The sequence below is a fragment of the Roseobacter sp. genome (assembly GCF_045106495.1).
GTDB lineage: Bacteria > Pseudomonadota > Alphaproteobacteria > Rhodobacterales > Rhodobacteraceae > Roseobacter.
Genome location: NZ_JBGCEQ010000047.1, coordinates 1 through 18,137, shown reverse-complemented (window position 1 = coordinate 18,137; position 18,137 = coordinate 1). Strand labels below are relative to the sequence as shown.

Sequence of the window (18,137 nt, the reverse complement as noted above, 5' to 3'; positions counted from 1 at the left end):
TGATGCGATCGGTTACCCGCTGCGCTGGCATCAGTCCGCCTGGAAGCACAAAAACTGCACTAGTGGCTGCAATTTCTATGGTGCTCAACCTTACGAAGCCAACTCGTCGTGAACAGAATCAGCGTCCGTCGCCACACCTCCGTGTTGACTCAAAATCGTATTATGGCCATGGAAGGAAGAGACAGCTTCCGACAGTGCTTGCGCCTCTGTCTCCAGTGCTTGACTGGCAGCCGCAGTTTCTTCAAACATTGCAGCGTTTGACTGCGTGGCTCTGTCCAGTTCGCTTGTACTAGACGTGATTTCGGAAATAGTTTCCGCCTGCTGCTTTGCAGACATGGCGATGTCCGCTACACCTCGGACTACCCCTTCCACAGTTTGTGTTATTTTCTCCAACGATGTTCCGGCGTCATCAACGAGCTTGCCACCTTTTTCTACTTGCCGTGCGCTTTCCTCAATCAATTCGGAAATGCTGTTGGCTGCTTCTGCGGATCTTGCAGCAAGTGCCCGCACTTCCGTGGCGACCACAGCAAAACCCTTACCCGCTTCGCCTGCACGGGCTGCTTCAACGCCTGCGTTCAACGCTAACAAGTTAGTCTGAAAGGCAATATCATCAATCAAACCAGTAATCTTCGTTATTTCGGAGGAGGCGTTTCGAATTCCATTCATCGCATCAACCGTATTCGTGACCACCAAGATGCTTTCATCGACTTGGTTTTTCATTTCACCGACTTCGCCGCTGACCTTCCCCGCTGTATCGGCAGTCGACTTGACGGATGCAGAAAGTTCTTCTGTCGCTGCTGCGGTTTCTTCAAGGGAGGCCGCATTTTTTTCGGTGCGAGTAGCAAGATTGGAAGACGCTGATGCCAGTTCTTTTGTAGACAGATTGATCGTTTCGCTGCTGCTGTCAATTTGACCAATGATTGAGGCGAGGGTGTCTGCCGTCGCATTCATCGTCTGGGAAATATCCTTGAAGATCCCTGAATAATCACCGTCCATGCGATGAGCCAGATCACCAGTAGACATAGCCTCCAGTGCGCTGCGCACTTCTGTCAGGCCCGAGTCCGCGACCTCCCCGATTTTGTTTAATCCGATGCACAGTTGCGCCAATGCGCCTTGTTTGTCGTCAGTTGAGAGGCGCTTGGTGAAATCACCCTGCGCACAGGCATCAACAACTTTCGAAATCTGCTCAACAACTTCGCGCTCCCGCGCAATCTGCGCGTCTTGCTCTTGCCGACTGCGAAGTTCGGCTTGCTCTTTCGCATCGCGGGTACTCTGTTCAGCCTGCTCTACCTCTCGACTGGTTTGTTCACGACGCTCTTGCTCCGCCTTCTCCTGTTTTACAATCGCTGCGTGGAAACCCTCGAACGCCGTCGCGACCTCCGCCACTTCGTCATAGTGATTTTTGAGTGTGTCGATTTCTGCATGGCCATCGGCAAATCCATTGACGACATCTACTGTCTCCTGCCACGGTCGGACAATACGGTGGGCCACTCTGTTCGCCCATTTGAAAAATATCAGGGCGGTGAAAAGGAAAGCCACGATCGAGCCAATCAAGACAACTGTTGAGAATGTCTCGGCTTTCGCGCTCTTGGCCGCCGCATCGGCTTCGATTAAATTCTTAAGGTCTTCGAGGGGCTGCTCTGCACTGGCGAAGGCGGCAGAAACAGCACTACGGGCTGCCGTTTCTTCAAAGTACACACCCGCATATTCGTTGAATGCAATTTGGTAGTCCTGCATCAAACCAAGCACCTGCGCAGATCATCTTGCCCATGTCATCAAGAAATTAACACTCACCCTCAATGCGGGAGAAATCGTCAGCATAGTCGGCCCTTCGGGCTGCGGAAAATCCACGCTGCTCAATGTGATTTCAGGCATCATCCCTCCCACTTCGGGGAATGTCCGCTGGTACGGTGAACCCTTGTCGGGAGTACCGGCGCGTACGGGCTACATGCTGCAGAAAGACCTTCTCTTGCCGTGGCGAACGGTGCTGGGCAACGCTGTACTCGGACTTGAAATCAAGGGAACACCCAAGCAGGAAAGTGAAGAACGCGCCTATCAATTGCTGAAACGACTGGGGCTGGCCGGTTCCGAGCATGCTTATCCCTACCGCCTTTCTGGCGGAATGCGTCAGCGTGCCGCCTTGGCCCGAACGCTGGTGACCGATCCACAGGTGATGCTTCTTGATGAGCCCTTTGCCGCGCTGGATTTTCAGTCCAAACTGTTGATCGAAAATGATTGTGCGGCGCTTGTGAGAGAAGAAAACCGCTCTGCCCTGCTTATCACTCATGATGTCGAGGAAGCGGTGTCCATGTCGGATCGTGTTCTTGTGCTGAGCCAACGACCCACCGAGGTCATCCGGACTTACGAAATCGAAATTGAAGGCAATAGGCTCGATATGATGGAAGCCCGTGAGAGCGCAAATTTTCGCGAAACCGTCCATAGCATTTGGGACGATCTGCAGCAGACGAGGCATTGAGATGACCGCGACGGAAGAGCCTCACAAAGGCTTGGACAGCACCACCGGCGTAGCACCCGGCGGCGATCCGTCTGTCACTGCGCTCCCGGCAGAAAAACTGAAGGCCCGGCGCCGTGCGCGATTTTACCGAAACGGCCGTGTCGTTTTGTGGCAAGCCGGTATCCTTGCTGGCTTTTTTGTATTCTGGGAGATCGCGACCTCTGCTGATCGGCAGACCGCATTCCTGTTTGGGTCTCCGAGCGCCATTTTCAGTTTTCTTGTGCAGATGTGGGCGGACGGCAGTTTGTTCCGCGATACCTATGTCACTGGACTTGAAACGATGCTCGGTTTTGTCTTGGGAAATCTGCTTGGAACGATGATTGGACTGTCGCTTTGGTATTCGAGTTTCGTGGCCAGGGTCGCGCATCCGTTTATTGTTGCGCTCGGATCGATTCCGATCATCGCTCTGGCGCCAATTGTCATCATCTGGTTCGGTACCGGGCTGGCATCCAAGGTTGCAATGGCAACCATGTCTGTTGTGGTCGTCGCCATTGTGACGTCTTACAAGGGCGCTCTGAATGTAGACCCCGACCAGATCAACATGATGCGCACTTTGGGCGCCGGAAAATCAGTAATATTTCGCCGCCTCGTGGTTCCTTCTGCCGTTTCAGACATCTTTTCGGGCCTCCGAATGACGGTTGGTTTTGCGTTGATCGGAGCCATCATCGGTGAGTTCATGTCATCGTCCGAAGGGCTCGGCCACGCGATCTTTAAAGCGGGATCGCTCTACAACATTCCCAAGGTTTTCGCAGCACTTGTGGCAACAATTGCTTTGGCTCTGTTCCTGACCTGGCTTGTGGGTTTGGTTGAACGGAAGCTGACACCATGGAAGCAAAACTAAACTGACTTACGGGAGAATAGCATCATGACAAAGACGGTAACCAAGGCAGGCAACATCAAATACGCGCTGTCGGGCGACGACGACTTCGTTGCCGTGGTCGAGGACGGCGAGACCTTCGATGTCGAATGTGCCATAAACATAAACGATGGCGTGCTCACTCATGTGGGCCAACAGTTGACCAAGGATGACGTCACCCTGCCCTTCGTGAGCGGTGGCACCGGCCCTATTGAAGTTGCCGGAGCCAAACCGGGCGATATGCTGACCATCGACATCCTGGACATGCGTCTCAATGGCCTTGGGTTCACTGCGTTGTGGCCGGGCATCGGTATTTTCCCCGATTGGGTGCGACGCAAAGAATTCGGCCTGCAAAGTCGCGTTGTGGAAGTCTCGGATGGCGTTGTTCACTGGTCCGACAAAGTGAAATTGCCGATAAAGCCCATGATTGGCGTTGCGGCTGTGGCACCGGTCCATGGATCAGTCTTGACGGTTGATAATGGCGTGCACGGCGGGAACCTCGATATTCAGGAAGTAGCGCCAGGAAACTCGATCATGTTTCGGGTCGTGCGAGATGGCGCACATGTGTTCCTTGGGGACTGTCATGCCATCCAGGGCGACGGCGAAGTGAATGGAATGGGAGCGATTGAGATCGCCGCCGACCTGACGGTTCGTGTTAAACTCTCGCCAGCGCCCGAGCGCCTGACATGGCCGCGCATTGAAACGCCAACGCATATTTGCACAACGGGATGTGCCAGACCGCTCGAAGACGCGATGCGAATTGCCTTTGAGGAAATGGTCTATTGGATGGATGAATCCTACGGTATCCCGCAACCGGAAGGCTACATGTTACTTGGCCAGATTGCAGAGGCGCGGTGCACCCAGATGGTCAACCCCAAGTACACCTACATTTGCAAGGTTTCCAAAGAACTGCTGAAACAGTTTACTGATTGATCCGCCGATTATCCGGGTGCCTCTACGCATATGTTGGAGTTTTCGGATTGGAATTACTTGTCTACAGCAATCGGCTCAAGAGACGTGGAGTTCAAAACCAATCTGATTTAACACAGTATCCTTGGGAACGTTCCATTGTTCATGAAAGCTCTGGTTGATCAATTGCCCGCACCGATATCAAGCGGCCAAATGGTGTATCTTGTGCTGAAGACCGATTTCTCTTGGGACGGGTGTGGGTGGGTCGCAAACATAGCTACATTTGATCATTCGAATGGTCTCGATGCCTGTACTGGACCCTACTAAATCACCGAGATCGAAACCCTGACCATTGTATCTCCATGGCGTTTGAATCGTGGTTCATCTTGATAAGGAGGATGTTTCAACTCATGTGCACGACCATCAGAGCTGCGCGTTACTGTATCAGAGGCAACGCAAGTCGGGCACGAAGTTTGGAGGTCAATCATGCCAAAGATCCAACTTCCCGCAGTCAGCCCGAAACACCAAGCCTGGAACAAGGGTTGGGTCATAGGACATAGACGACTTCTGCTGCCAAAAAGGTTTGGATGAGGGGATGAATAGCCCTCTTGCTTGAAAGTGTTTTGGTCGGGAAATCTGATCAATTGTAACATTTGGTCAGGAACAACAGCGACATCGGGTTTAGCTCGAATTCCCGTTCGAGCGAGGAGCCGATCAGATTAAGCCAATCGGCTTGTGCCTCATACTTGCTTCCGCGCAGGCGAAGGTTTTATCGTCGGCACGCTGCAGATGGTGCACCATTTCGTGCACCAATTCAGAGACATCCAGCCAGAACCCCGTTCGACCGCTCAAGTGAACCGCTTGATGACCAGAGCCCCAGTTTCCTTTACCTGGCAGAGAGGCGCTGCTGCTCGCATTTAGAAGTCGTATTGCTTCCTTAGTGGGCCGTGCCCTATTTTGGGAACTCGGAAGGTGAAAATCATTCTAGAAAGTCTCCGGGCCTTGCGCCTATCGGCGTAGAGACGGGCTATCTCATTCAATCAACAAACTGCTCAATGGAAAGGCGCCAATCCGAAGTGCACAACTTTCTGGATTTGCTGAAGAACGTTATCCCGCATTCCCGTTTCCCGGACAGAAGTGACGTTTCTTTGCGCCGAGCATTTTTGAACATCCGATGCTGACACTCTTTGTACAACACCTGCCTTACAGACCGAGCACTTTCTTGACCGCTGAATCAACAATTCCTGCCAGCAAGGCTTTTCGGTCTGCAGCGCACCCATCGCGCATTTGTTCTACAAATTCTGCGCGCAGTTCTGCCCGGCGTTCGTCTGTCGCTGCATGGTCCGCGAGGTCGATTTGACGATTTATCAGAGAAACAGCGACCATTTTCTTGACGACGCTCACTATTGCATCTTCGTCTGCGCCTGTGACTTCGACAAGACTGTCGCAAGAGTGGTGCAAAAGGCCCGCCGCTTCTTCCAACATGAACTCTGATGTGGGTTCGGCCTGCAATACATTTGATGACATCAGCAGGGCTGCCGAGCCAATGCTAAGTAGGTTTTTGTTTATCATAGGACACCCCATTTTCTTGCTGGTGCTTCAGATCAATCGCCTAGGATAGCCCCAGCGACGCCACCTGCAACGGCACCCTTTACTGCGCCATCTTTACCATCAACAAGACCGCCAACACCCGCGCCAATTACCGCGCCTTTCAAAGCACCGCCGGCTTCAGCTTGACCGGAAGGAATAAGGCTAATCGAAATTGACAATGCACAAGCGGTCAGCACTGCGGAAGTCTTTTTGATCAACATTTCTATTTCCCCTTTTGAACCTCGAAATCTATAGGTACTTTCTACTATGCACCCATTTGGTTGGCAACGGACTTCGTCGTGGCGCCATAGCGATGCGGATAGTTCGACGCACCCATTTCCAGTCAGCCAATTCACTGCATTGGTTTCCACGGGAACTCCAATGCAGTTTTAGTATCACGCTATCCCACCGTCGGTGCCGGTATGGTCCGTTTGGCCTTCCTCATGGCCTCTTTTGCCAAAAAACGGCGGCCGCTCTGTTTCAAACTAGCGGTAGTACAATCATCCGCTAAAGATTCTTGGGCGATCGCCTTGAGATCTGCGCCGACCTTTTCAGAACCGGAAAACATCACTGGTCAGTGTTGACCATGCCTATTCTTGAACGATCCCGACGGCCAAACCCTCCGTGAACGTCAACGCGACCATATCACCGGCCTTAAGGTCGCTGGCAAAAGCACGGCCAGCATCGGTTTCAACGTCGATCATCTGCTCCATGCCGTCACCGTCTTTGACGGTTGCTATTGAAGCATCGCCGTCGAACGAGATAAATTCCAGCACCAGCGTGACTGCCGTTCCTGTCAGTGCACCGGGCTTCTCACCTTCTAGCGCCTGTCCATCGACCTCAACGGCACTGTCTATTTCATCAGGCATTGCCATGCGGGCAGCAATACCTAGCGTGTAAACAGCTTTGACCTTATCACCTGCTTCAATCTGATCGAAATTAATGATTTCTGGTCCTGCAACAATGATCTCTGATTGGCCGGTCGTTTCGTTGTCGAGAACGATAGTCCTGGTTTCCGCATCAACTGAACGGACGGTGGCATTCACTTCCAATGTCATGCTGCGTTCGGCGCTTTGCGCAAAAGCAAAAACAGGTGCGAGTGATAGGATAACGCCGGCTAGAACTTGTTTGAACATTGTTTGCTCCTCTTCAATGTGTCTCGAAAAACCGATGCCTTTTTTGGCGTCGGAACACAACCGATTTGAAGATTGCCACGGTCTTTGGTGATTGTATTAACCCATATTTGGCGCGTGACTTGGCGTCATACGCAGGAAAGAGTCCGTTTTTGCTGTCGAAAAAATAGCGTAAATCGCCGCTAAATCATCTGCTGGCAGGTCTGCGCGAACATGCGGCTTGAAGATGGAACATACGCCCACGGGTTGGCGTTGCGTGCGTCTGGGTATTCAAAACAAAGTTGTCTACGTCCACATGTTGTTCCGGAAGACAATGACAGCGAAAGTAAAAGGTATGACTAGAGTCAGACGGTAGCACAAAAACTGCGCGCAACTGAAAAACCGTGAGCAATAAATGGACAGATTCTGCGGATTGAAGGTGCAGATACTGTTTTTTAAGCCTCAGCCTTGACAGACAGCACAGAGAGAACACCTTTAAAACGAGGGGAATGGATCAAAAGCGATCTCGCCCTGTTACAGAGATTTATAACCGTCCGAATACGGTAAGGCAACAAAGCCCTGCATTGGCCTCCTCGGGTCCGCAGGGCTTTTTGTGTTTTGGAGCGTGGGTCTATCATGGACATCAATATCGGCATACTCCTCTCTGAAAGCGGTTCTTACGGAGCCGTGGGCAGAGCCATGTCTGCCGGCGCGCAGCTTGCAGTCGATGAAGTCAACAACGGCGGCGATGGCAACCTGCGAATCCAGACCGTACCCATTGATCCCAGGGGCAGCCTTCAGGGGTATATCGATGGCGTAAAACACCTTCTAGGAGAGCTCGGCGTCAAGCATGTCGTGGGCTGCTATACGTCTTCCAGCCGCAAGGAAGTGCTGCCGTATTTCGAAAAATATGACGCCATGCTGTGGTATCCTTCTCACTATGAAGGGTTCGAGACGGCTGAAAATGTTGTTTACACGGGTGCCGCCCCTAACCAACATGTCATCCCCTTGGCCCGCTACTTGCTGGACTACAATCGTCGTCGTGGTTGGTTTGTCGGATCGAACTACATCTGGGCATGGGAAAATAACCGCATTCTCAGAGAGGCTATCAATCAGGCGCACGGTGAGGTGGTCGGAGAACGGTATTTTCCTGTCGGCGACACAGATCTGAACTACGTGGTAGATCAGATCATTGCAGACCGTCCAGATTTCGTTTTCACCACCTTGATCGGGTCTTCGCTCTTTGCCTTCATCAAATTGCTTCGTAGTGCATCCGAGGCCGCGGGGATTGACCAAAAGACTGCCTTTCCGGTGTGCAGCTGTAGTCTTTCCGAAGCAGAGCTGCCCTTCCTCGAAGATGCCGCAGACGGTCACATTTCATCCTCGGTTTACTTTTCGAGCCTCAACTCGCCCGCGAACAATTGTTTTGCGTCCGCGTGGAACGCCCGGTTTCAGGAAGAAAGTCGCGCCTCCGCCGACGCGGAGGCCACCTATCTTGCCGTCCATCTTCTCGCACAAGCCGTGCAACGCGCTGGAACGGATGGTTTCGCTGAAGTACGGGAAGCTGTCCAGGACGCCCGATTCAAAGCTCCGCAAGGCGAAGTGACCATCGACCGGGACAACCTGCATTGCTGGATGCGACCACGGATTGGCCGCTCCCGAACGGATGGCGCTTTCGATGTTGTATACGAAAGCCCTTTTCCCATCAGGCCGGATCCTTATCTCACGTGGACCGCAGAATACGGTGAAGATCGCTCCGTCGGTCTTAGGTTGGTCAAATGAGCAAAGTTCTGAGAAATTTCAGAGGACTGCGTGCGGTGGTTCTGCAAGGAGATGCATCAGGTCGAAACACTCTGCTTCTCACATTAGAGAAACTCGGTTTGGAGGCCGAAACAATCGAGCCATCTCAGGTGCGACGGGAAGCGATTGCAACTGCAGATCTGATCTTCGTGGATGCTGATGAAGGAATAGAACCCATTCTTCAGGGCAACGAGCTACCCGATGTTCCCCTCATTGCTATCATCGGAAACGAGGCCCCCAGCCGACTGACGCGTGTGGTCAGAGCCCGTGCGGCCAGTCACATCCAGAAACCCATTCGCAGTTCGGGAATCTTTACCGCGGTTCTTCTAGGTTTCAACGAACATAACAAACGTCGGCAGCAAGAGAAGCAAATCGCTGCACTCAGGCGTCGCCTCTCAGGTCGTCGCGTCGTCGTGAAGGCGGTTCTTGCGCTGATGCGCCGTTGGGGCATCGACGAAGACGCCGCGTACCAGATTCTGCGCAGTGACGCGATGCGCGACCGGATCCCGGTGGAAGACGCCGCAAGCCGTTTGCTTGCCGGGCCACCGGATGACCCTTCCGCCCAATACCATGCAGGATCGCGGGAATAAACCGGCGACGGGACATGGCTCACCTTCAACTTCAACAGTGGAGACAAAATAATGAATATTTACAGACTTACGAAATCCCTCGCTGCGCTCGCCGCGAGTACCATTCTGACCGGAGCGGCCCTTGCTCAGGATGGCCCGATCAAGATTGGTGTCCTCGAAGACCAGTCAGGCGATTTCGCCGCCGCAACCACGGTCAAGGTCCACGCTATCGAACTGGCCGCCAAGGAGATTAACGACGCCGGTGGCATCGCCGGGCGCCCAGTCGAATTGATTATCTACGACACGCAGTCAGACAACCGACGGTATCAGGAATTCATGCGCCGCGTACTACAAGCCGATAAGGTGGATGTCGTGTTTGCGGGCTTTTCCTCGGCGTCCCGGGAAGCGTACCGACCCATCGTGAACCAATTCGACGGTCTGGCCTTCTATAACAACCAGTACGAAGGCGGCGTTTGCGATTCCAATATGATTGTGACGGGTGCCGTCCCAGAACAACAGTTCTCGACCTTGATCCCCTGGATGATGGAAAAATACGGGCCTAACGTCTATACAATTGCGGCGGATTACAACTTTGGCCAGATTTCAGCGGAGTGGGTGCGCCAGATCGTCGACGAGCAAGGCGGCACTATGGTCGGCGAGGAATTCATCCCGTTGGGCGTATCGCAGTTCTCACAGACTATTCAGAATATTCAGGCATCCGAAGCCGATTTCGTGGTGACCCTTCTGGTGGGCGCGGCGCAGGCTTCCTACTACGAGCAAGCCAGCTCAGCGGATGTAGGCTTGCCCATGGCGTCCTCAGTCAATGTGGGTCAGGGCTACGAGCACAAGCGCTTCACACCGCCAAGCCTGAAGGACATGTTTGTCACCACCAATTACATTGAAGAAATCGACACGCCAGAAAGCAAGGCATTCATAGAAAAGTTCCGCGCCATGTTCCCGGATGAGCCCTACATCAACCAGGAAGCGGCGAACTCTTACATTGCGATGAACCTCTATAAACAATTGGTGGAGCGCGCAGGCACGACCGAGCACGACGCGATCCGCAGCGTCATTGCCGAAGGCGACGTATGCTTTGACGGACCATCCGGCAATGTATGCCTGGACCCCAAAAGCCAGCATATGTCGCACACAATCTTCCTGGCGCAAGTGACTGAGGACCACGCGATTGAGTTCCCCACTGTCTGGGAAAACATCGCGCCCTACTGGTTAGGCGAGGCCGGATGCGATCTGACTCAAAATGACCCGAGTGCACAATACACGCCCTCCAGCCCGCCTCCGGCGAACTGAAAATACCTCTGAAACCCGGTTCGCCTGAAAATCTAAAGGCGGACCGGCTCTTTCGCTTGAAATACGCCCGAAAGGCTCCTCGCCATGCTATTCGAGACGGTTTTTTCGACAATCTATCAATTCGGCGACGCGTTTTCTTTTCTCGTCATCGCCTGCGCCGGTTTGGCAGTGATCTTTGGCATGATGGGGGTCATTAACCTTGCCCATGGTGAATTCATCATGTGCGGCGCTTATGTAACCGCGGCGACAGCACGGGCGGGGTTGCCTTTGCCAATGGCGATCCTGTGTGGCGCGCTTGTGGCTGGTCTTGTTGGCATGGTGGTGGAACGCGCTGTGGTACGACATCTCTACCATCGCCCTTTGGACTCGATCATTGCCACATGGGGACTGAGCCTGATTGCGACGCAGGGCGTACTCATCGCTTTCGGCTCGACAATGGCCGGGATCGGAACACCCCTTGGTTCGATCGAGATCGGGGAGCGGTCTTTTTCCGCGTACCGCTTGGTTCTGATGGGTATGGCGATCGCCCTTCTGATCGGTCTGTACATTCTGTTTTACCGCACGCGATTTGGCGTCATCGCCCGGGCGACAATTCAGAAACCCCAGATGGCACGCGCACTTGGCGTGGATACAGGGCGGATTTACGGCCTTACGTTTGGACTCGGCGCTGCTCTTGCAGGGCTGGCTGGCGGGCTTTACGCCCCCACGATGACCATGGTGCCAACGATGGGCGCAACATTCATGGTGGAAAGCTTTGTCACAGTTGTCGTCGGTGGCCCGGACATCTTTGTTGGTGCGGCTCCTGCGGCTGCCATCCTGGCCGCGATTCGCGCTGCCCTGACCGCTTGGTACGGGCCGTTATTCGGTCAGATCGGTCTCTTGATCGCAGTGATCATCGTTATCCGAATACTACCAGGCGGGCTTTCCGGCTGGATTAAAGGGGGGACCAAGTGAATACATCCGATGGCACCCCGGTCGCAACGCCCAGGCGCTCTAGAATGAGACGCTGCATCAGTCGCCTTGAGGGCCCCCAGACCATAGGACACGGCGCGGCATTCTGGCTGGTTTTTGCTCTGGCGGTACTTGCCGCAGGGCTTTACCCGGCTTTTGCCGACGCCTGGACCGTGGGGAATGCTGCCTACTTCATGGTTTGGACCTTCATGGCGATGGGGCTTAGCGTTGTCTGGGGATATGCGGGCGCGCTCAGTTTCGGGCAAACGGCGTTTTTCGGGCTTGCGGGCTATTCCTATGGCGTGCTCACTCTCAACATCGGGAGCGCCTACGGCTTCACGATCATCGCGTTGTTTCTTTCGGTTGGTCTTGCAGGTCTTTTTGCGCTCGTGATCGGCTATTTCATGTTTTACGGGCGGATCAGCGGCGTTTTCATCGGCATCGTCACGTTGTCGGTCACACTGGTACTTGAGACATTCATGGCGCAGACAGCCGGTCCACAATGGGCAATCGGATCAGCCCGCCTTAATGGCTTCAATGGGATGTCGGGGATGCCACCGCTGACCGTACCGTGGCCAGGTGGGCCGCTCATCCTGTATCCCGGACCGCCGCTCTATTACATTATGCTTGGCATGGTCGTGCTGTGTTATTTGGGACTTAGGATGCTTTTGAACTCCGGTTTCGGCAATGTGCTTGTCGCCATTCGCGAAAACCCCCACAGGGCCGAGATGCTGGGCTATGATGTGCGGCTTTACCAGATGCTAACTTTTGGGATCGGTGGAGCACTCGCCGGCCTGTCCGGCGCGCTTTATACCGCCTGGGGCCAGTACATCACGCCATCAAGCATGGGACTGACGGCGGCAGCGCTTCCGATCATCTGGGTCGCGGTGGGAGGCCGACGGGACATCACCGCGACCCTGCTGGGTACGCTACTGGTGCTCGCCGTGTTCCAGAACCTGACGATCTATGGCAGTCAATACGCATTAGTCGTGATGGGAGCCCTGTTGCTGGTCACCGTACTGGTCGCACCGCAAGGGCTTGTTGTTCTCGCAATGAAAAGCATCGGAAAGATGATGCCGGGATGGCGCTCATGACAGCGCTTCTACAGGTCTCCGGCCTGCGCAAGGCATTTGGCGGGGTAACAGTCGCCGATGACATAGATTTCGCTGTCGAACAGGGAGAAATGCGGTGCCTCATTGGGCCGAACGGCGCAGGTAAATCGTCTTTTTTTCGACTGATCCTGGGCGAACATGCTCCCGACGCGGGAGACATCGCATTCGCCGGGGAAAGCATCGTCGGCATGCGTTCTTTCGAACGGATCCGCCGTGGCATATCGGTCAAGTTTCAGGTGCCTGGAATCTTCAAGGAACTTTCCGTCCGTCAAAATCTGGAGGTTGCCTTTCAATACCACCTGCATGGTCAGAGCCTTTCTGGCACGATTCAGGCAATGCTGAATTTTGCCAGTCTTGATGGAAAAGAGGAGACCGCAGCGGGTGCTTTATCACACGGTCAACAGCAATGGCTGGAAATCGCGATGGCCGTCGGGGTCGAGCCGCGCCTGCTGCTGCTGGACGAGCCGACCGCTGGTATGTCGCCAGATGAGACGCGCAAGACAGGTGAAATGCTGCAGGATCTGAACGGGCGCGGGATCACTATCCTGGCCGTTGAACACGACATGGCCTTCGTCGAGCAGATCGCGCAACGGGTCACTGTGCTGCATTTCGGATCGATCTTTGCAGAAGGCACGATTACAGAGATCATCGACCACCCCGGCGTGCAGGAAATCTATCTTGGAGCCTCGGATGACTGAAACCACACTCCTCGAAGTCTCTCAGCTGACGTCCGGATACGGCAAGGAGACAGTCCTTCAAGGGGTCGACCTGCATGTAAAACAGGGAGAATTGGTGGCAGTCATCGGGCGCAACGGTGTTGGCAAAAGCACTTTGATGCGCACATTGGTCGGCCTGATGAAAACCCGTTCCGGCAAAATCCAGTTTGGCGGTACTGAGGTATCTGACCTGCCACCTGATCGTCGCGCGCGCGCTGGGATCGGATATATTCCACAGGGCCGCGAAGTGTTTCCGGAATTGACAATTCGCGAAAACCTGCTGGTTGGAGAAGTTGCGAACGTGGACGGCGACGCGCCTGACTACGAGCGAGTGTATCGTTTCTTTCCCATTCTGAAGGAAAGATCACGCCAACGGGCAGGAACCCTTTCGGGAGGACAACAACAGCAACTCGCAATTGCTCGGGCGATGATTGGCAACCCGGCATTGATGCTGTTGGACGAGCCTTCAGAGGGGATTCAGCCTTCCATCATCAAAGACATTGCGCGCAATCTGCGCAGTCTTAACGCGGAAACCGGCGCAGCAGTTCTGCTGGTCGAGCAAAACCTCGACCTTATTGTCTCTTTGGCAGACAGGGGCTACGTCATGGAAAAGGGCCGCATAAAGGCCACTCTCGGACCGAAGGCAATTCGCGATCGCGAACAGGTCCGTAAACACTTAACAATCTGATGAACCGAAACACGTCAAATTGAGCAACAGGAGAGAGAGAAGTATGAGCTGGCACGAAAATTCGATAATGGCGCATGAAGGTGTTGCAAAAGGTAGACGGGGTGCGTCCCACAAAATTTCCATCGAAGACCAGGGCAAGTTTCACTACGTATATGGCCCCTACGCCGATCCGGTGATCGAGGTTGAACCGGGCGCGGTTGTGTCCGTGGAAACCCACGATGCCTTCGAGGGGGCGATCAAGGAGGTTGTTCCAAATCCGTCCGAACTTCTCAATTTTCCATTCCTGAACCCGCAAACCGGCCCAATCTACGTCAAGGGCGCAGAGAAAGGCGATGCTTTGGCGGTGCGCATCTTGTCGATCAAACCACGGGGCCCGCAGCCTGTTGGCACGACCTGCATTCTGGCCGAGTTCGGGGGTCTCGTTGGCACCGGAGACACGGCCATGCTCAACCCGCCCCTGCAGGAAAAGGTGCGTAAGGTGCCGGTTGACGAAAATGGCGTTTACTGGTCCGACACCCTCACACTGCCCTATGAACCCTTCATCGGAACGATTGGCACAGCGCCCGAAATCGAAGCCATATCCTCGTTGCAGCCGGATTATTACGGCGGCAACATGGACCTGCCCGACGTGGCACCCGGTGCGATCATCTATCTGCCGGTCAATACGGATGGCGGTTATCTGTATCTGGGCGATTGTCACGCCATTCAAGGCGATGGCGAACTTTGTGGTGTCGCGCTGGAAATTCCAGCAACCGTCGAGCTCCAGATTGACCTGATCAAAGGCCACGGTAACGCCTGGCCTCAGCTCGAGACCGAGGACCGTATGATGTTCATTGGTTCTGCGCGCCCGCTGGAAGATGCTGCCCGGATCGCCTACCGCGAGCTGGTGCGCTGGGTTGCGGCCGAGACCGGCCAAAGCGAATCCGACGCCTATATGCTGCTGACGATGTGTGGCAAAGTCCGGTTGGGCAATATGGTCGACCCGAAATACTCGATCGGTGCCGCCATCGAGAAAAAGTACCTTAAGTAAGTTCAAGGGAGAAAACAAAATGGATTTGGGTCTCAAGGGAAACCGCGCGCTGATCACCGGCGGCACAAAAGGCATCGGTTTGCGATGCGCGGAAATCTTTGCGCAAGAGGGCGCGGCCGTTTCGATTTGCGCGCGCAATGCGGATGAGGTCGCCGCAACTGTAGAAAAACTCAAGGCAGCCGATATTGACGCCTACGGCGAAGCGGTTGATGTCAGCGACAAAGCAGCCTTGGAGAATTGGATTTCCAATTCCGCATACGCGTTGGGGGGTATCGACATGGTGGTTGGAAATGTCTCAGCCCTGGCAGTTACGGATGATGAGGACGCGTGGAAAGCCGGTTTCGACACCGATATGATGCATTCGGTTCGGCTCGTGAATGCAGCCATGCCTTGGCTGGAGAAAAGCAAGGCGGCGTCGATCACCTTGATTTCCTCCGTGTCTGGCCGCGAGATCGATTTCACCGGGCCTGCCTATGGTGCATTCAAGGCGGCCATTGTTCACTATGCGCAGGGGCTAGCCTTCAAACTTGCCGACAAGAACATTCGAGCCAACACAGTTTCGCCAGGAAACACTTATTTTGAGGGTGGTATCTGGGCGTCGATTGAAACCGGAAACCCGGAATTATTTGCCGAAGCCTTAGCGCTCAATCCAACGGGACGCATGGCCACGCCCGAGGAAATCGCACGCGGGGCTGTATTTCTTGCCAGCCCGGCGTCGAGTTTCACAACGGGCACCAACCTTGTCATCGATGGCGCGTTGACCCGCGGCGTGCAATTCTAACGGTTCTTGAACGCGCGAAAATATCATTCCGATAAAGGACAGCCACTGTTTTGCATGACACCGAAACGCTTAATCGGCTTTTGCCTGCGTGTTCAGGCCGTCCTTTTTTTGCGACCAAACCCATCGCCAGGCAAAAATACGCGTTAGGCAAACAAATCCCGATATCCGATTGTGGTCACTCTCTTGTTCGGAGAGGAGCGCTTTTGCCAAATCGTGTTTCACACAACGGCCTTTTTCTTTTCAGCTGCGGCAACAAAAGCTCCGAAGAACACAAGAGTTCTGTTCAAAAGCTGCTGCGACGGCTTGCTCTTTGTCCGTTATTGTCATGCTTATGCGCCCTCCAGGAGTGTCAGTCGCGCCGCAATGGTCTTGGGCAGACTTGCAAATCCTTCGGCGCGCAACAGCGTGACAAAGTTCTCGTCCGCCATAAGGATCTTGAGCGCTTGTGTGAGAAAGAGCATCTCGCTGCGTGTCGCATGGGCCTTGCGCAGCAGGATCTTCTTCTTTTCCACATCGTTTTCATAGGTCTTAAGCAGGCTTTCGGCCGATAGGCTCCTGCGTGACCCCCGGTCTGCCGAAGCTTGCCCTTTGCCATGCTTTTGACGGGCTTCCACAAGCCGTTTCGCCGCCAAGAGTTTGCCGCCACGCAGGAGCTTTTTCTCATAGGCCTGCCTGAGAACCGTCTGCATTCCGACGTCATCTGCATCTGCGATGTCAACGGCGACGCTTACCGGAATCTTCCCACTTTCCACCGCACGCAACAGACGATTTTCGTGACTGTCCAGCAGCTTGATGATGCCATGTACGTATTTGGCGGACAGCTGCGTTTTGGTTGCGATCTCCCGCTCCAAATAGCCGTTGTCCTTGAGTCGTCGAATATCCCTCAGCAAATCAAGCGAGCGGTGCTGGCGGCGTGCCAGGTTTTCGACGAGGCTCATCACAAGACAGTCCTCACTGCTGGCATCGATGACAATCGCGGGAATTTCCAACTGACCAAGGGTTTTGAAGGCTTCCAGTCTCCCCTGACCACAAACCAGCTCATAGACCGGTTCGCCTCCACTCTCCGTCGGGCGCGCCGCAACCGTAATGGGCCGCTTTAGACCCAGTTCGGCAATGTTTGCAGTGATCTCATCGAAAACCTTCTGGTTGCGAACTCTTGGGTTGACCACCGTGATCGCATCGATCGGAACCAACACCGTATTTTCGAGAGGGACGTTGTTCATCACGCAACCTCCAAAAGTGGCGCGCGGGCCGCCATCTCGAAAAAGTGTGAAAGATCGTCGAAGCGATATGCATCAAGCGACAGGCCATTGTTTTCCGCCAGACGCAGCTTGGATCGGGTCATGTCAAAGGTCGGCAGCAAATAGTAGTCCAGCGGTAACTCATTCATCTGTCCCATCCGGACGACGATGGTCATGTCGGGCAGACGCCCTGTATCGAGACGAATGTTCCATCTAAAAGCACCTGCGCCGGTTTGCGTGCAACGGGCGATGACAATGGAAACAGTGAACTCGTCGTTGATGGTCAGAATGTCTGATTGAAGTTCTCGATCAACCTGTCCTCCAACGGCTTCGACGCCGGAGACCGTCTCGCGGATAATATCTGAGTGCATACCGCGCAGACGTTTGTTGATCTCTATGTATCGGTAGTCCCGGTCCGGTTTGAAACCGACAAGGCTGTAGGTCCGCAGCAGGCTGCCAAACCGATTTTGATATGAACCGCTGGAAGGCAGCGAGGCTGCTTCGTTGATAACAAAACCTGACAGGAAGCCATGCCGTTCAAGGGTTTCTTTCAGACCTTCGAGCATTTCCTCGTTAGACTGCCGTTGAGACCGTGAGCTGATAATGGCACGAGCGGCCTCGAAGAGATCGGTGCTGACGATGGCCTCAAAAGCGTCCTCTGCACGCACCCAATTGTTGGGATCGTTGCGGACATGGCGTTTCTTTAGTTTGAAGGAATTGCGGTTCCAGATGTTGTTGCCGATGTACTTTTCGTTGGTCAAGATTTGACGCACCACGGCAGGCGACCAGTTACGATCCAGATCAGTTTTGACGCCTTTTGCGTTCAGATTGGCAGCGATCTCGGCCTCAGATTGACCATCACGAACGAAACAACGGAAAATCTGGTTCACAACAGCGATCTCGTGGTCAGGTCCGGGGACAAGCAGTACGCGATCCGTTTGGATACTCTTCTGCTCGCC

General features: G+C 54.2%; 18 protein-coding genes. 12 read left to right on the top strand and 6 right to left on the bottom strand.

Annotation, left to right across the window (positions count from 1 at the left end; all coding sequences use genetic code 11):
- Positions 1–90 precede the first annotated feature (90 nt).
- The gene (locus AB8B75_RS20455) at positions 91–1,737 is read right to left on the bottom strand and encodes a methyl-accepting chemotaxis protein (RefSeq protein WP_405364807.1); all 1,647 of its coding nucleotides are present in this window, start codon (positions 1,735–1,737) and stop codon (positions 91–93) included.
- Here AB8B75_RS20455 and AB8B75_RS20450 point away from each other — a divergent pair.
- The 3 genes from AB8B75_RS20450 to AB8B75_RS20440 are packed head-to-tail and all read left to right on the top strand — an operon-like array spanning position 1,736 to position 4,304.
- A complete protein-coding gene (locus tag AB8B75_RS20450; RefSeq protein WP_405364822.1) occupies positions 1,736–2,476 on the top strand; it encodes an ABC transporter ATP-binding protein in 741 nt (246 codons plus the stop codon). The genes AB8B75_RS20455 and AB8B75_RS20450 overlap by 2 nt on opposite strands.
- A 1-nt stretch (position 2,477) precedes the next feature.
- The gene (locus tag AB8B75_RS20445; RefSeq protein WP_405364805.1) at positions 2,478–3,356 is read left to right on the top strand and encodes an ABC transporter permease; all 879 of its coding nucleotides are present in this window, start codon (positions 2,478–2,480) and stop codon (positions 3,354–3,356) included.
- Positions 3,357–3,380: 24 nt separating this feature from the next.
- Positions 3,381–4,304 carry an acetamidase/formamidase family protein gene (locus AB8B75_RS20440; RefSeq protein ID WP_405364804.1) on the top strand — a complete coding sequence of 308 codons (924 nt, stop codon included), beginning with the start codon at positions 3,381–3,383 and terminating at the stop codon, positions 4,302–4,304.
- 1,179 nt (positions 4,305–5,483) lie between these two features.
- Here the strand turns inward: AB8B75_RS20440 and AB8B75_RS20435 are convergent.
- The 3 genes from AB8B75_RS20435 to AB8B75_RS20425 all read right to left on the bottom strand — a co-directional run bounded on the left by AB8B75_RS20435 (position 5,484) and on the right by AB8B75_RS20425 (position 7,006).
- Positions 5,484–5,852 (bottom strand): hypothetical protein, encoded by a 369-nt coding sequence (locus AB8B75_RS20435; RefSeq protein ID WP_405364802.1) that lies wholly within the window; start codon positions 5,850–5,852, stop codon positions 5,484–5,486.
- Positions 5,853–5,884: 32 nt separating this feature from the next.
- Positions 5,885–6,091: a hypothetical protein gene (locus tag AB8B75_RS20430; protein WP_405364800.1), complete on the bottom strand. Its 207-nt coding sequence runs from the start codon at positions 6,089–6,091 to the stop codon at positions 5,885–5,887.
- Positions 6,092–6,460: 369 nt separating this feature from the next.
- Positions 6,461–7,006 carry a hypothetical protein gene (locus AB8B75_RS20425; RefSeq protein ID WP_405364799.1) on the bottom strand — a complete coding sequence of 182 codons (546 nt, stop codon included), beginning with the start codon at positions 7,004–7,006 and terminating at the stop codon, positions 6,461–6,463.
- A gap of 612 nt (positions 7,007–7,618) precedes the next feature.
- Here AB8B75_RS20425 and AB8B75_RS20420 point away from each other — a divergent pair.
- From AB8B75_RS20420 to AB8B75_RS20380, 9 genes are all read left to right on the top strand, one after another.
- Positions 7,619–8,764 (top strand): transporter substrate-binding domain-containing protein, encoded by a 1,146-nt coding sequence (locus AB8B75_RS20420; protein WP_405364797.1) that lies wholly within the window; start codon positions 7,619–7,621, stop codon positions 8,762–8,764.
- Positions 8,761–9,372, top strand: coding sequence for an ANTAR domain-containing response regulator (locus AB8B75_RS20415; RefSeq protein WP_405364796.1), 612 nt, complete (start codon positions 8,761–8,763; stop codon positions 9,370–9,372). Before AB8B75_RS20420 ends, AB8B75_RS20415 begins: the two co-directional genes overlap by 4 nt.
- A gap of 51 nt (positions 9,373–9,423) precedes the next feature.
- Positions 9,424–10,659: an urea ABC transporter substrate-binding protein gene (locus AB8B75_RS20410; RefSeq protein WP_405364794.1), complete on the top strand. Its 1,236-nt coding sequence runs from the start codon at positions 9,424–9,426 to the stop codon at positions 10,657–10,659.
- 84 nt (positions 10,660–10,743) lie between these two features.
- The gene (locus AB8B75_RS20405) at positions 10,744–11,613 is read left to right on the top strand and encodes an ABC transporter permease subunit (RefSeq protein WP_405364792.1); all 870 of its coding nucleotides are present in this window, start codon (positions 10,744–10,746) and stop codon (positions 11,611–11,613) included.
- A gap of 44 nt (positions 11,614–11,657) precedes the next feature.
- Positions 11,658–12,704, top strand: a complete 1,047-nt coding sequence (locus tag AB8B75_RS20400; protein WP_405364790.1) for an ABC transporter permease subunit — start codon at positions 11,658–11,660, stop codon at positions 12,702–12,704.
- Positions 12,701–13,420 (top strand): ABC transporter ATP-binding protein, encoded by a 720-nt coding sequence (locus AB8B75_RS20395; RefSeq protein ID WP_405364788.1) that lies wholly within the window; start codon positions 12,701–12,703, stop codon positions 13,418–13,420. Before AB8B75_RS20400 ends, AB8B75_RS20395 begins: the two co-directional genes overlap by 4 nt.
- Positions 13,413–14,126, top strand: a complete 714-nt coding sequence (gene urtE / locus AB8B75_RS20390; RefSeq protein WP_405364786.1) for an urea ABC transporter ATP-binding subunit UrtE — start codon at positions 13,413–13,415, stop codon at positions 14,124–14,126. The genes AB8B75_RS20395 and urtE overlap by 8 nt, the downstream gene beginning before the upstream one ends.
- A gap of 43 nt (positions 14,127–14,169) precedes the next feature.
- On the top strand, positions 14,170–15,156 hold the full coding sequence (locus AB8B75_RS20385) for an acetamidase/formamidase family protein (protein WP_405364784.1): 987 nt from the start codon (positions 14,170–14,172) through the stop codon (positions 15,154–15,156).
- A 19-nt stretch (positions 15,157–15,175) separates the two neighbouring features.
- Positions 15,176–15,937, top strand: a complete 762-nt coding sequence (locus tag AB8B75_RS20380) for an SDR family NAD(P)-dependent oxidoreductase (RefSeq protein WP_405364783.1) — start codon at positions 15,176–15,178, stop codon at positions 15,935–15,937.
- A gap of 329 nt (positions 15,938–16,266) precedes the next feature.
- On the opposite strand, the gene AB8B75_RS20375 is transcribed toward AB8B75_RS20380, so the two are convergent.
- Both AB8B75_RS20375 and AB8B75_RS20370 read right to left on the bottom strand, forming a co-directional pair.
- Entirely contained in the window at positions 16,267–17,160 is an 894-nt protein-coding gene (locus tag AB8B75_RS20375) for a plasmid partitioning protein RepB C-terminal domain-containing protein (RefSeq protein ID WP_405364781.1), read from the bottom strand.
- On the bottom strand, positions 17,160–18,137 hold a 978-nt coding region (locus AB8B75_RS20370), incomplete at its 5' end, for a recombinase family protein (RefSeq protein ID WP_405364779.1). The genes AB8B75_RS20370 and AB8B75_RS20375, both read right to left, overlap by 1 nt.

Excerpts from the sequence above, each read along its gene's own strand:
- AB8B75_RS20455 (WP_405364807.1), bottom strand. The coding sequence starts at position 1,737 with ATGCAGGACTACCAAATTGCATTCAACGAATATGCGGGTGTGTACTTT.
- AB8B75_RS20445 (WP_405364805.1), top strand. The coding sequence starts at position 2,478 with ATGACCGCGACGGAAGAGCCTCACAAAGGCTTGGACAGCACCACCGGC.
- AB8B75_RS20440 (WP_405364804.1), top strand. The coding sequence starts at position 3,381 with ATGACAAAGACGGTAACCAAGGCAGGCAACATCAAATACGCGCTGTCG.
- AB8B75_RS20435 (WP_405364802.1), bottom strand. The coding sequence starts at position 5,852 with ATGATAAACAAAAACCTACTTAGCATTGGCTCGGCAGCCCTGCTGATG.
- AB8B75_RS20430 (WP_405364800.1), bottom strand. The coding sequence starts at position 6,091 with ATGTTGATCAAAAAGACTTCCGCAGTGCTGACCGCTTGTGCATTGTCA.
- AB8B75_RS20425 (WP_405364799.1), bottom strand. The coding sequence starts at position 7,006 with ATGTTCAAACAAGTTCTAGCCGGCGTTATCCTATCACTCGCACCTGTT.
- AB8B75_RS20420 (WP_405364797.1), top strand. The coding sequence starts at position 7,619 with ATGGACATCAATATCGGCATACTCCTCTCTGAAAGCGGTTCTTACGGA.
- AB8B75_RS20415 (WP_405364796.1), top strand. The coding sequence starts at position 8,761 with ATGAGCAAAGTTCTGAGAAATTTCAGAGGACTGCGTGCGGTGGTTCTG.
- AB8B75_RS20410 (WP_405364794.1), top strand. The coding sequence starts at position 9,424 with ATGAATATTTACAGACTTACGAAATCCCTCGCTGCGCTCGCCGCGAGT.
- AB8B75_RS20405 (WP_405364792.1), top strand. The coding sequence starts at position 10,744 with ATGCTATTCGAGACGGTTTTTTCGACAATCTATCAATTCGGCGACGCG.
- AB8B75_RS20400 (WP_405364790.1), top strand. The coding sequence starts at position 11,658 with ATGAGACGCTGCATCAGTCGCCTTGAGGGCCCCCAGACCATAGGACAC.
- AB8B75_RS20395 (WP_405364788.1), top strand. The coding sequence starts at position 12,701 with ATGACAGCGCTTCTACAGGTCTCCGGCCTGCGCAAGGCATTTGGCGGG.
- urtE (WP_405364786.1), top strand. The coding sequence starts at position 13,413 with ATGACTGAAACCACACTCCTCGAAGTCTCTCAGCTGACGTCCGGATAC.
- AB8B75_RS20385 (WP_405364784.1), top strand. The coding sequence starts at position 14,170 with ATGAGCTGGCACGAAAATTCGATAATGGCGCATGAAGGTGTTGCAAAA.
- AB8B75_RS20380 (WP_405364783.1), top strand. The coding sequence starts at position 15,176 with ATGGATTTGGGTCTCAAGGGAAACCGCGCGCTGATCACCGGCGGCACA.
- AB8B75_RS20375 (WP_405364781.1), bottom strand. The coding sequence starts at position 17,160 with ATGAACAACGTCCCTCTCGAAAATACGGTGTTGGTTCCGATCGATGCG.